The sequence below is a fragment of the Halococcus salifodinae DSM 8989 genome, assembly GCF_000336935.1.
GTDB classification, from domain to species: domain Archaea; phylum Halobacteriota; class Halobacteria; order Halobacteriales; family Halococcaceae; genus Halococcus; species Halococcus salifodinae.
In genome coordinates this window covers 55,782-68,924 of sequence record NZ_AOME01000056.1, presented here as the reverse complement: position 1 = coordinate 68,924, position 13,143 = coordinate 55,782, and the positions used below count along the sequence as shown (strand labels likewise).

Sequence of the window (13,143 nt, the reverse complement as noted above, 5' to 3'; positions counted from 1 at the left end):
GCTCACATCGTCGCACACTGTATTCGCAAGGAAGAGGGCTACAGCTACGCCGAACTCGTCGATCGGTTGAGCCTCATGCCGGAGATATGTGACCGGCTCGGCCTTCATCCGGATGCGTTGCCTGACCCTACCGCATTCTACCACTCACTCGATCGATACGCGATGTACGTCTGGCGGGCGTTGCTGCGCATCTCAGCGCAGCAACACCCGCAGTCAGGACACGCCGCATTGGACAGTACGTTCTTCGAGCGGAAGCAAGCCTCTCAGTACTACCTCCAGCGATGTGGGCGAAGCGTCAAGACGATCAAAGCGACGACGTTGACCGATACAGAGTCGCTTGCGGGGCTAGATGTCCACTGTTGTATCGAGCGCGAACACGATACGAAGGCTGGCCCGCGGGTCGTCCGCCGGAACGCGGACGACCTGCGGTCCGTGGCTGCTGACAACGGGTTCCAGGACTGGCACACCGAATACGAAATCGCCGCACTGGACGTTGAGTACCTCGTTCAGCACCAAGGATCGAAACCGATGGCTACAGCGAATAACGCTCTCATCCGAGCGAAGGGCTACACCCAGCGGTGGATGTCCGAAACCTCCTACTCGACGGTCAAGCGAACNGAGATCGTTCTCCTGTTCGCGCTCAACAACATCAAGAAGCTCGCCAAGACGCTATGATCGTACTCCCGTACCGCATTTTCAATAGAGCATCGTCTTCGGCTACTGTATCGGTATCCGCAGCTCCCGCAAACTCGACCGGCTCCTCGAACGGGACGTCGCTTTTCGCTACCTTGCCGCGAATCAACACCCTGACTTCCGCACGATCAGCCTCTTCCGCAAGAACCACCGCGGAGAGTTCGAGCACCTCTTCGTCGAGATTCTTCGCCTCTGTCGGGAAGCTGGCATGGCCGAGATGGGCGAAGTCGCCCTGGACGGCCGTCGCGTCCAGGGCGACGCTGCCCTTGACCAAAACCGGACGCGTGAGCAGATCACCGACGAAATTCACGATATCCTTGACGAGGCTGCCGAGATCGATGAGGCCGAAGATGACGAATACGGCCCGGAACAGCGCGGGGACGAGCTCCCGGAGGAACTCCGGGAGCAAGAAGACCGACTGAACCGATTGCGGGAGGCCAAGGACCGACTCGACGCCAAGGAACAGCAACTCAAGGAGGAGCAAGCCGAGAAAATCCGTCGGAGAGAACGAGAGGAGGAAGAAATGGGCCGAAAGAAACGTGGCCGGAAGCCCACACCTCCGGAGGAGGTGGAGCTTCCGGAGGATACGAAAGCTAACACGACAGATCCAGCGAGTCAAACGCTCAAAACCAGCAACGGCTGGAAACAGGGCTACAACGGCCAAACAATGGTGGACTGCGACACGCAAGTCATCGTCGCTCAGGACATCACTACTGACGCAAACGACGTACAGCAACTCAAGCCGATGCTGGAGAACTGCGAGGGGGTGAACGGCAAGCGCCCGGAGAAGGCGCTTGCCGACGCTGGCTACTGGAGCAAAGCGAACGCGCAGTTAGCGGATGAGCAGACGGAACTGTTCATCGCCACGACCAAAGACTGGAAGCGACGGAAAGAACTCCGGGAGGCGGATCCGCCACGAGGGCGGATCCCCAAATGGTACGGGCTGAAAGAACGCATGGAGCGGAAACTCCGGACGAAACGGGGTAGAGGCATCTACCGCAAGCGTAGCCAGAGCGTCGAAGCAGTGTTCGGTCAGCACGTCACCCGCGGCTGCGATCGATTCCTGTTACGCGGGGAGACGGGGGCACAAGCGGAGTGGTCGTTGTTCTCAGCGACGCACAACCTGCTGAAACTGTGGCGGTCCGGCCGAGGGCCGGACAGCCACGAAGTGGCGAACGCGATCGCCGGATAACTGGGCGTGGTTCTCTTTTTGTCGACGCTGCTGGATCGGTTTGCTGAATCGTGCAGCGGTGTCTTCGGCCGATATCGGGTGACTGGTAGTGCGGAATTCTTAGACAGGCTCAAGACGGGTTCAAAAAAAGACGAACGATCTGGACGACGAGTACACGATCCTCGCCATAGATCAGACGCGACAGGTCCTCTCGAAGCTGATCTATGCGTGGTTCCCCGAGGGCGAGCGCTCGTCACTCCCAGTGACGGGCAAGTGGGATAGCATCAAGCTACTCGGGGCGGTGAGCGATACCGGCGAGACGTTCTTTCTCCCGTGTGAGGAGAACTTCAACAGCGACACGACGATCCGGCTGTTGGACGCGCTCCAGACCGAGTTCGGCGAGAAAACTATTTACGTATTATGTCCGTAAGTATGAAATCGGCTATTATATTCGACGCTCATCCCGATACATCGTAACACAGCAGTTTCTCGAACCAGTCATTCGGTGAGTTGAGTTTCAGTCCGAGGAAGCCGAGGTATTTCTGGAGGTGATGTTTCGAGACACCTTGGAACTTCGCCAGCCACTGGCGAAGGAAGCTGTGGCGGTTCTCACACGTGTTTGTGTGGGTGTCGCCGACCACGTAGGTCTCGGAGTGGGTGACGGCCAGATGGCCGTCCACCCCCTCCTTGTCCTCGATGTCGTCGTAGATCGTGTAGCCGTCGGTACAGAGGATCACGCTTCCGTCGCAGGGTGTCATAGAACGGTTGGCATGGTTTTCGCGTCTCGGTCGAGAGATCCGCTACCGTTGTCTCTGAATCGCGACCAAACTGGCTGCTTATCAGATATCGTTCCTCGGGCTGCTGGTGGGGTATGTGAAGAGTTCTATGACACTCTGTTCCGTCGCCGTACTCGGCGATGTTCTCGTCAGCGTCTTGCAGATCCTCACAGACGAGAAACCGAACTCGTCCGTCGGGATGACGGACGAGTGTCAAGACTGGCGGTTTGTCCGATGCGAAGGTTCCGCGTCCCTTTTTTTGAGTCCGCGCTTGCGTGGATTTCCGTCCTCGTCTTCGATTCCTTTCTCACCAGCTGTGACGTAGACCTCGTCAGCTTCGCACACATCGTAGAGGTCGAAACCGTCGATATCACCGCTGACGTCCTGGACTTTGTGGACGAAGTTGAGGACGGCTTCGTAGTCTCGATCGAGGTCTCGAGCGATCTGAGCGGTCGGCTCAGATCGCATCTCCTTGACGATGTAGAACATCTCTTCGAGTCCGAAGCGGTGCTGCCAGAAAATCGTCTTCGTGAGGTCGCTGAAGTAGGTCTCGCACTCCTTGCACCAGTACTGCTGGGCGTCCTTGTCGGTCGTTCCGCGTTTGACGACGGCGTCATCTCCACAATGGACACACGTCTCCGTCTCGCCGAAGCGGGCGAGACGGAGACGTTCAAAACATCGCTCACGTGGTGGAAGGAAGACCCGGGCTGACTCCTCGTCCATCGTTGGCCGGTGTTTGATCCGCCAGCAGAATTGGTGTTACGATCTATCGAGATGAGCGATATTCGAAATCCAAAGCTCAGCACCTCACAAAGTTGGTTAGTTGAGACATTTGCTTGCTGACGGTGTGTCTACCAAATGGCGTCGCACGCCTCGGCGCGGCGATGCCTCTGGAAGTGGCCGTTCGAAGAATCCATCGACATGGTGACCCGGGCAGCGTGGGCGGCACTCCGCGGTGCTCTCGTCGTCCCAATATTCAATAGCTGGCGTCTCGACGATCTCAGTCAGCAATTTATGGAATTTTATTTCCTTTAATCTAAAAACCGACTATACTTTGAATATATGGCACTGCCGATTGTATCATTTATAAATATCCGAGATGCTTTAATCTCTCTCGTTGTTCGTTGCCATAGATAGGGTGGACGCCAATGTCCTCGGGAAGCGATCCTAATTCTATGTCTCGGCTTTCCTGATAGTCCTCAATCAGATCAGAACGACTCATATCTCGATCAATATTCGACAAGTCACTATTCCATCCCCAGGTATGAGTCTCGCCATTTTGAACAAATTCTATGACCCCATCCACTGTCCGAATTGCCTGTCTTCCTTGATTTTTCGGATGGTCTGTGAAACCTTCGTGGCGTCGCTCAATCGCATCGGTCGGCTTTTTCGCTACTTCAGAACAAATGAATCTGTCTGTATCGCTGGCTAGTGGCTGGGATAATAGATCCACACCAGTAGTTCCGGCTGGTGGTTCCCCACCTGCGATATGGCAAATGGTAGGATACAGGTCGATAAGCGAAACCAATGGAGATCCGTCGTCTTGAATCTCGTTTTGTAGAGATGGTGGAATGCGAAAGACCATTGGGATTTTCACAACTGGATCATCGAGACCAAAATTGTGCTTTTCAAGGCCGCACTCTCCGAAATATTCACCATGGTCAGAGGTGATAATAATAACTGTATCATTCCATTCATTTTCTACTTGAAGTCGATCTCGAAGCGCTGCAGTGAGGTCGTCGAGGTATCGGATAGCGCCAGCATACCAGGATCGAATCGTTGACCACTCTCCCGGAATCGGAGAAAATTCGTCTGCAAATACAGGATATTTTTCAGAAAGGGTAGTTAGACGTTCAATCGAGAACTCATCATGTGTTTCTTCTCCGATGCCAAAATAATCTTGCCAGTTGGATCTAGGTCTGGATAAATCTCGGTCAAAATACCTCTTGTAGGGCCGCGGTGGATCGTATGGGTGGTGTGCAGTGAGAAAATTCAAGAACCCAAACCAGGGTGTCGCACTTTCTTTATTTTTAATAAATTCGAGAAAGCGGCGTGCGGTATATTTTGCTTGATTGTCTCGGCCCGCAAATAGCTGCTGCCGCATGGATGCTCTCACAGTCGAATCCATTAATATTTGATTCAGGTGCTTGTGCCCCTCTTTTACCGACGGGACAGATGGGTTTAAATACGTGTCGGCTCCACGACCGTAGCCATATTCAGAGCGAAGATGGGAATTACTCGCTCCGAAGAACGTTCTATACCCCTGTTCATGAACGATTTCGAGCAAGGTTGATCTGTCAGCAGGGAGATTTTGATTATCTACCCCAATTACTCCAGATTGTGTTGGGTATTGTCCAGAAAACAGCGCACCGTGACTGGTTCCTGTCCAATTGGATGCGGAATACGCATTCTCAAACAAAAGTCCTTCTTCGGCAAAGTTGGCCAACGTTGGCGTTGTGTTGATATCTGTCTGGTAAGGCGTTGTAAAGTCAGCCCTAACAGTATCCCAGACGATGAGGAGGATATTATATCGACCAGACTCTATTTCCATACGAACCAATGCTGAGAAGCACGGTAAAAATTTGTCGATTTCTCGCATGAATGGCAAGTATCTCCGTCTCACACGGATATCGATTTGTTGGATAACAATATTACGGCTAGTTGATCCGGATACCGAAACAATCAGTTGAGTAGGAACCGGGATTTCGGTCATGGATAGAACCCTTGTCGCGTTCTACCTCCTTCTCGTGAGCTGTGCCATTGCGCTCTCGATATTCGTCTCTCGAACTATTGGGAACCTCGTTGTCCTCGGAGCGTACGGGATGTTCCTCGTGGTGGCTTTCACTACACGTGATGGCCTTCAAGAGATTCGCGAGTTTCGCTGGCCATACATACCTGTTCAAACCCACCGAGCACTGCTCTATCCGGCGGTAGTGCTGTGGGTCGTGTTCGCCATTGGACTGGTTTTGAATCCCTCCATGCAGGCCTTCCTTCGGTTTGGCGCATTCGTCGGTCTCTCCGCGATCACACTGTTCATCGTGCCGGCCGTCGTCTCCCGCAAACGCGCGTTCACCGCAATCGGCGTTGTCGGTGCCGTATGTGTCCTGCTCGCTCTTCCATCAATCATCTGGCCAGACTATACCATCGCCGGCGTGGAAATCACTCACGTGCTGGACAGCCAGCGCTCGGAGCTCACGCTCGGCGTCATTCGTCGGACGCCGACTTCCATTTTTGATGGAATTAGCTATTTCCGGATTTTGGTTACGTTCGGCGCGGTCTGTGCGGCTGGCGTGGCCGCACGCACCCGATCACCGTGGATGGTTGCGGCGTGTGCACTCAATCTGTTCGGCGTCTTTCTCGGCCTCGGTCGAGCATCGATCCTCGCACTCGTCATCGCCACAGCCCTTGCCGTTGGATATCTTCTCGTCGGTCGGACCGCCCTCGCCGGTATGATGACTGCTGGCACCCTTGCCACCGCTGGTGGGCTTGCAATCGCATTCGGGTTTCTGCCCGGTCCGACCGGATTATTCCAGTCGGTGCTCGGTCCGCGAGTCGGCTTTTGGACTGCAACATACGAAGCGTTCGTCGCACGCCCGATTCTCGGATGGGGACTTACTGACACGACAGCAATCGTGCATGACTTTTACCCAGGTGAAACCCTGACGGGCACTCACAACAGTTATCTCCGATTGTTCGTCATCGGTGGCATCGTCGGTGGACTTGCCTACCTCGCTCTCTCCGTGTCAGCCCTCGTCCTGGCGTTCCGACGTGTACGCCAGCACACTTCGCTTGCGCTGACGACGTTCTGTCTCGTCGTCATGGCGCTCGTGATACAGTTGTTCACTGGCGGGACGATCTTCGGAACAAATCTCTCGTCGGTGCTCTGGGCACTATCGCTCGCGTATGCACAGCCTGCAATAGGTGATTGAGGTTTTTGCCGAATATCAAATTTCATAGGCTTTCGCAGTATGCTCTACAGCACAGTATGTGTTTAGCGGAGCAGTCGAGTCGAAATCGTAGCTCTCAGGGAAGAGCAGGACGAACGGCTGCTAATCGTGCTTTCCGGGCCTGACGGATCGCCGAGGTCGAATGACCCGGCGATCCGTTCTGTGGGTCGGACGATCCTTCCCCAGCGAGATCTCGCTCTTCTCGCTGAGAACGCGTTTCTTCGCCAGCAAAACGCTGCCCAGAACGAACGAATCGAAGAGCTCGAAAACCGCCTCAAGAAGTACGAAAACGCCCATACTCCCTCCAGCAAACAGGGCGGTGCTGGACAGTCGCCACAGGACGACGATTCCGAGCAAGACGACGAGAATGACGAAGCTGGCGGCGACTCCGACGCCGCCAGCGACTCCTCGTCCGGACCTGGACGCAACCCCGGCCACGACGGAACGACCCGACCACCACCCGACCCGGACAGGACCGTCCGGGTCGGGGAGGCGTACTGTCCCGATTGCGACCGTGTTCTCACTGATCCCGACGAGTATGTCTCCCGCGTCATCGTCGATATTCCGCTCCCCGTTCCAACCGAGGTCACGAAATACGAGCTTGGAAAGCAGGAGTGCTCCTGTGGCAACGAGGTCGTCGCCGAACACCCTGATTGTCCGGAGACCGGACGGTTTGGGCCACACCTGCTGGCCCAAACCGCCCTCCTCCGCTATCACGGCCGGCTTCCGCACCGGAAGCAGGCTGAACTGTTCGACTGGCAGCTCGATCATCCGGTCTCACCGGGGACGATCTACAACATGACCGAGCGGGTCGCAGATCGGCTGCGACCCGCGTACGAAGACGTTCGAGCCAGCATCCGTGACAGCGACGTGGTCTACTGCGACGAAACCGGCTTTCCGGTCGACGGCGACCAGCACTGGGTCTGGACGTTCGTGACCGACGAGGACGTCTTCTACACGATCGACGAGAGCCGCGGAAGTCAGGTGCTGGAGGACGTCCTCGGCGACGAACTCGCCGAGGACGCCACCCTGAGTTGTGACGGCTGGTCGGCGTATCCGAGCTACCACGGCAAACTCCAGCGATGCTGGGCGCATCTGCTGAGAGAAGCGAAGTACGTTGCTGAGCGGCACGAGGAGGCTGAGTCGATCTCGGAGGTACTACACGACCTCCACGAGGATTTGACCGCATTCGATGAGGAGGACCCGCCCGCCTCCGCCCGTGAGCGGAGGCGGGCGCAGGCCTCGCTGTGTCTGGAGGAATTGACCAGAGCAGATTACGAGACCGAAGAAGTCACGCAGTTAGCCGAGAAGATCAGGAACGGGCTGGGCTGTTGGCTGACGTTTGTCACGGAGCCAGACGTTGACTCAACGAACAACCGCGCAGAGCGCGCTCTGCGCGAGCAGGTAGTGATGCGGAAGATCTTCGGCGGACTCCGGTCGTAATGAGCCAGAGAAGTTCTGAAGTTAGCGTGGTGATTTACCGTAAGTTTTACCGTAAATCGCTCACTTGGTCGAATATGCCTCCAGATGGATACACGACCGTCACGATCAGTGATAGCGTGGCCACGAAGCTGACGCAGATCATGGCGAGCCATGATCATTCTAACTACGCTGAGGCGGTCGAATATGCTGCTGATACAACCCTCCTTCAGGAGGACGAAATCACCGTACAGGAACTGATTCAACTACTCGCTAAACGGATCGATGAGATCGACGAAACCAATTTACCGTAAAAATTACGGTAGAGGTTTCATAACTTCTCTTGGTCATTAAAACCGGAGTCCGCATCCACGAGACTCTCTCGACGATGGTAGCGACGTGGGAACGCCAAGGACTCGATCCGCCGGATCAACTGACGTCGATGCTCGGAGGAGAGCAACCAGAATCACGTGCAGAGGCATCTACGAACGGACCNGATCCGCCGGATCAACTGACGTCGATGCTCGGAGGAGAGCAACCAGAATCACGTGCAGAGGCATCTACGAACGGACCGCGCTAAACACATACACAGCACAGTCGAAATACGCGCTTAGTGTCGGATCATCTTTCTCAATCCGGAAATCCCCCTATGAATATTAATTTTCACAAATTTACTCGTGTCAGATGAGGACTGTACGTAGCCAACAAAGAAAGCCCCCATCGTTGAGAGTAAGCTGAGGCCAAATATCGTCATTCCCTCAAAAACCTGTATGATAAAGAACATTATAAGCAAAAGAAACGTAAATAGCGTCTCAGAGCGGGCATTCCATAAACCAATAATCATTAAGCTAATAGTGATGGTAAGATATGCCCCGCCACCGAGGATTCCGCCGACTAGAAACATTCGGATGTAGCTGTTGTGAGTTCCTCGTACAGAATTCGACTCGGCAATATATCTCGCTAACACCATCTTGTCCTTTCCAGGACCCCACCCAATTGCGGGTCGATTAAGTATCGCTTCGTACGCTGCTGTCCAAATAGTCCGACGACTGCTGAGATCGACATACATAGCAGCACTCGGTCCAGGAATAATGCCGAAAACCATCGCAAACCCCGCTAATACTGCGAGCGCGCCGGCAATCACGAAACCTGTCAGCGCACTACGTCCGAAAAACCGGTAGACGACGTACAGTACACCTGCGACAATGAGTGCTAGCAGCCCCGCTCGTCCGCCCGCGAGATAGGCTCCGAGAGCGTTCAATCCGACTAATCCTGCAGTTATCGGGGTGCGTGAACGGATGTAGCTCGCTCCAGCAGCAACCACTCCCAAAGCTGAGAACGCCGTTAGGGTGTTCGGGTTGCTAAACACCGACCGCAGATTGTTCAAAGAGACGTCGAAGAGTTCATAGGTTGTTCGCCACGGCGTGATAGTGAGTCCAGCAATCTGGTATGCCCCAAAAACAACTGTAGGTAGACCTATAAGTACAGACACTCCGGCCGTGTAGGCAATAACGTCATGGAGGGCGGCTCGGTCGATAACTGCCGGAACGACGAAGAGATTGATACCGGTAATCACGACGAACGCGCCAAGGCGAATGATTCCTGCACTAGTAGGGTCGAGTGCTGTTGTGAGCATGAATACTATCCATATTAACACTACCATTGGAACAACTGCCCAGTGATAAGTGACTGCAAACTGATCAGTAATGAAAAGTATGCCAACAAAAATTACATAAACCGCAAGAATCACGACATATCCGACCATTTCTGGGACAAGAGTAGTGACAGATAGCGATGACGCGAGGAGGAGCAGACCGATCCAAAACGTGTCGGCGCGCATTACTGTATCTTTCATACTAAAGCTTGTAAAATACATCTACGGAAAATTCTATGACAAAAGAAGATAGAGATTTCTGTGTCATTTTCTATTGATCCACCATGAATCGGAATGGGGACGTCAATTAGTAAGTGGCGATTCTTTCCCACACGATTGTAGGTTTTAGATCACTGGGATAGTCCAATTACATCCTAGTTCATTCGTCTTTAGCTAAGAATCGAACCGCAAGACAGCAACGGGATGCTGTCTGAGAAAGGTTCATCAGGGCTTCGCTCAAATCCGGCGTGAGAGTCCTTGGTAAAGCAGATGCTCTGTCTACAGCTGGCGGCCCTGCGAGCAGAGAGCCGCTTAGCTAAAGACGGATGCACCCTAGTTTTTCCTGCTAGCGAGTCATGGCCTGTAACTACCGATAGAACCAATCCAGAGGAGTGTTGTAGCTGATTTATGGTAAACAGTATACAATCCAAACCAGACGTCAATCATAGAACGGACACGGATACCGTCAGCGTGGTGCTTCCGACCCACAACCGGGCGGATGTTCTCCAGCGAGCACTTGATAGTGTATTGGAACAGACCCACGAGAATATCGAGGTAATCGTCGTTGACGATGCGTCCACGGATGCCACGGAGTCAGTCGTTGACGAATATGACGATGACCGCATCATATATATTCAACATGAAAAAAGCCATGGTGGAAGCGGTGCCAGAAATACGGGCATTGAGAAAGCATCTGGCGCATTCGTTGCATTTCTCGATGATGACGACGAATGGCGACCACAGAAGCTATCGTTACAACTCGACGCCTACAAGTGTGCAGATGAGGACGTCGGCGTCGTTTATACGGGTATCGAGAACGTCGATTCCAAAGGCCAAACAAATGGAGTGGACTCCCCACGAGTCGATGGCGATGTTACCAAGAAGCTACTGCTCCACAATTTCGCGGGTTCGTTTTCGGTGCTCCTTGTCGATGCCGAAACGATTGAGCAAACCGGGCTTCTCGATGAGCGATTTCCAAGCTGGCAGGACTGGGAATACTATATTCGACTGTCGGAACACGCAGCGTTCACGGCGGTTCCCGAACCCCTAATCGTCCGGCACAACGCTACTCACGAACAGATCAGTGACGACCTCGAAACAAAACTCACTGAGACGTATCCAATGTTCCGTGACAAGTTTGATTCACTTGCGGCAGAGTACGGGCGATGGTTCAAGCGCCGACGCCGTGGTCGCCTGCTGTTCCAACTCGGATACGCGGCCCTCTCACGCGACCGATATGCGCTCGCACGGCGGCTGTTGACCCGAGCACTGGTGTACGATCCGACCAATCCAAAGGGATACGTTTACTGGCTGGTCTCCCTCGGTGGTCGATACACCTACCGACCGGCACAGACACTCAAGCGGTGGGCGGTTCGCCAATCTTTGTAGCGAGCGCATCGCACTAATCAATATCTTCTGATACGTCCTCAGCCAAAGCAACGACATTCCCAATGTTTCGGGTTATCCTTCCAACAGCTTTCACCATAGTACCAGAAATCGTTGGATGGAAATATGATCTCGGGTTGAGCATTTTCAACAAACGTTCATTCATGGAACGATTTTGCTTCTCGTATAAATAGAGGTCCGCAAGACCAAGTCGATATCTCTTTTTCCAATAGTCAAAAACTGAGCCGGCATACATATGAAAAACTCTCATTTGTGGCTCGTAGAAAATTGGATATTTGTACAATATTCGATCACGCAATTCTGTTTCGTCATGTCCCCATTCGATTTCTTCATCAAAATAGCCGACAGATTCGAAAACTTCTGCCTGAAATCCCATGTTGCACCCAATAATAGTATCCGTATACTTCGAGGTGTCGCCTTGATCATAGTGAGTGCAAAGGCGAGAAATTACGTCATCAGAGGGGTGGATCACATCGCCCGCAACAACCTCGTGTTCTTCCAGAACATTAGACGCGGCAGAAAGATAGCCCTCACACGGAGTTGCATCATCATCGACAAATACAATTTTCTCCGCATTTGCTTGTTTTATGCCTTCGTTTCTCGCCTTCGAGATGCCCTCGTCACCACGGATAATGACCTCATAATCCTTGAAGCTACATCTCTCGAATACAGGGATACAGTCGATTTCACTCCGATTCAATTTCGTAACGATAATGACACTCAAATCGACCATAGTATGCTCTCACTCGGAGTGTAGATAAATCCTCAGAAACGATAGCCCATTTCTACCGACATCCATATCGAATTATATAATAACATATTAAATACCATTTGCAACTGTCTGATTTTAGAATCCCCTACATAAATTAGGGCTGGGTAGAAACACACGAATAGCTATGCAACGGGGTCCAATTCAGCGGGAACAAACACCACTCACACAGTTCTTCAAAAACAATCCTGAACGAGAATACTCGCTCATCGTACCGGGCGGAAACCACGGTGACCGACTCATTTACGAAGGACTAAACCACGAGCTTGATCGGCTTGACATTCAGTATGAATCTGTCCAGTACCGCTCAGGAACACTATCAAACAGAATTCGGCGTCGGATAAACGAGAGAATACGTGATCACAATATTGATCACATCCCATTTACTGTGCCTCAACTGAATGACCCAGATGCAATCATGATTCATGGAGGTGCGAATGTGAATGACCTCTGGCCCCATTCAATTCTGATTTTGCGTACGCTCCTGAAGCGCTACAGTAATACCCCAATCGTCGTTGCACCACAAACGTATTGGTTTCCAATAACTGATTTTGAGGCAGTTTTGGAAGGGACGGAACAACCAGTGCATCTGTTCGCTCGTGAACGATACAGCAAACGGTTACTTAGCAACTACAACTTGCCGAAGAGTGTCTCGGTAGGACTCTCACCAGACACCGCGTTCTATCATGATCCTCAGTCCCTTGCTTCGAAAGCTAGTTCTGCGCGTTCTAACTACACTGATAAAAAGCCGTATGACCTCGTTTCATTCCGCGATGATAAGGAGCGTCTTGTTTCAGATGCAGAAGTGGAAAAAATCGTCAAACGATCTGAAAACTGTATCGTGGAGGACGCCAGTCTATCCCCAACCTACGAAGATTTCATTGCGCTAGTTTCAAGTGCAGATAGAATATACACAGACCGATTGCACGTCTCAATACTGGGTGCGTTATTTGACAAGGATACAGAGGTGTACGCCGGGTCGTACTTCAAAACACGTGGCGTGTACAACTACACCTTGTCTAATTTCAGCAATATTTCATTTAACGAATCGTAATGTATTTGCACGAAAAGCCGTGGAGAGAATATAA

General features: G+C 52.7%; 9 protein-coding genes and 5 pseudogenes. 9 read left to right on the top strand and 5 right to left on the bottom strand.

Features of this window, described 5'->3' with window-relative positions; translation table 11 throughout:
* From C450_RS11405 to C450_RS11390, 4 genes and pseudogenes are all read left to right on the top strand, one after another.
* Positions 1-675 (top strand): IS5/IS1182 family transposase (locus C450_RS11405; protein ID WP_005043560.1); only part of this gene is annotated, 675 nt, incomplete at its 5' end.
* A 31-nt stretch (positions 676-706) separates the two neighbouring features.
* Positions 707-817: pseudogene (locus tag C450_RS23500) on the top strand (hypothetical protein); the annotation flags it as partial.
* A gap of 543 nt (positions 818-1,360) precedes the next feature.
* The gene (locus C450_RS20875) at positions 1,361-1,885 is read left to right on the top strand and encodes a transposase (protein ID WP_049910127.1); all 525 of its coding nucleotides are present in this window, start codon (positions 1,361-1,363) and stop codon (positions 1,883-1,885) included.
* A 110-nt stretch (positions 1,886-1,995) separates the two neighbouring features.
* A pseudogene (locus C450_RS11390) lies at positions 1,996-2,285 on the top strand (transposase); the annotation flags it as partial.
* A 37-nt stretch (positions 2,286-2,322) separates the two neighbouring features.
* Here the strand turns inward: C450_RS11390 and C450_RS11385 are convergent.
* From C450_RS11385 to C450_RS20870, 3 genes and pseudogenes are all read right to left on the bottom strand, one after another.
* Positions 2,323-2,610, bottom strand: a pseudogene (locus C450_RS11385) (transposase); the annotation flags it as partial.
* A gap of 157 nt (positions 2,611-2,767) precedes the next feature.
* Positions 2,768-3,363 (bottom strand): annotated as a pseudogene (locus C450_RS11380) (transposase); the annotation flags it as partial.
* Between the two features lie 361 nt (positions 3,364-3,724).
* Entirely contained in the window at positions 3,725-5,353 is a 1,629-nt protein-coding gene (locus C450_RS20870) for a sulfatase-like hydrolase/transferase (RefSeq protein WP_080510299.1), read from the bottom strand.
* Between the two features lie 109 nt (positions 5,354-5,462).
* Here C450_RS20870 and C450_RS11375 point away from each other — a divergent pair, with 109 nt between their 5' ends.
* The 3 genes and pseudogenes from C450_RS11375 to C450_RS11365 all read left to right on the top strand — a co-directional run bounded on the left by C450_RS11375 (position 5,463) and on the right by C450_RS11365 (position 8,320).
* A complete protein-coding gene (locus C450_RS11375) occupies positions 5,463-6,569 on the top strand; it encodes an O-antigen ligase family protein (protein ID WP_161606957.1) in 1,107 nt (368 codons plus the stop codon).
* A 126-nt stretch (positions 6,570-6,695) separates the two neighbouring features.
* Positions 6,696-8,027 (top strand): annotated as a pseudogene (tnpC, locus tag C450_RS11370) (IS66 family transposase); the annotation flags it as partial.
* A gap of 2 nt (positions 8,028-8,029) precedes the next feature.
* A complete protein-coding gene (locus tag C450_RS11365; protein WP_241430379.1) occupies positions 8,030-8,320 on the top strand; it encodes a hypothetical protein in 291 nt (96 codons plus the stop codon).
* A gap of 296 nt (positions 8,321-8,616) precedes the next feature.
* Here C450_RS11365 and C450_RS11360 read toward each other — a convergent pair whose 3' ends face one another.
* A complete protein-coding gene (locus C450_RS11360; protein WP_241430377.1) occupies positions 8,617-9,861 on the bottom strand; it encodes an O-antigen ligase family protein in 1,245 nt (414 codons plus the stop codon).
* 426 nt (positions 9,862-10,287) lie between these two features.
* Between C450_RS11360 and C450_RS11355 the strand changes: the two genes are divergently transcribed.
* Positions 10,288-11,268 (top strand): glycosyltransferase, encoded by a 981-nt coding sequence (locus C450_RS11355; RefSeq protein ID WP_049910122.1) that lies wholly within the window; start codon positions 10,288-10,290, stop codon positions 11,266-11,268.
* A gap of 13 nt (positions 11,269-11,281) precedes the next feature.
* On the opposite strand, the gene C450_RS20865 is transcribed toward C450_RS11355, so the two are convergent.
* Positions 11,282-12,019: a glycosyltransferase family 2 protein gene (locus C450_RS20865; RefSeq protein ID WP_005043547.1), complete on the bottom strand. Its 738-nt coding sequence runs from the start codon at positions 12,017-12,019 to the stop codon at positions 11,282-11,284.
* A gap of 163 nt (positions 12,020-12,182) precedes the next feature.
* Between C450_RS20865 and C450_RS20860 the strand changes: the two genes are divergently transcribed.
* Positions 12,183-13,109: a polysaccharide pyruvyl transferase family protein gene (locus tag C450_RS20860; RefSeq protein WP_080510298.1), complete on the top strand. Its 927-nt coding sequence runs from the start codon at positions 12,183-12,185 to the stop codon at positions 13,107-13,109.
* Positions 13,110-13,143 lie beyond the last annotated feature (34 nt).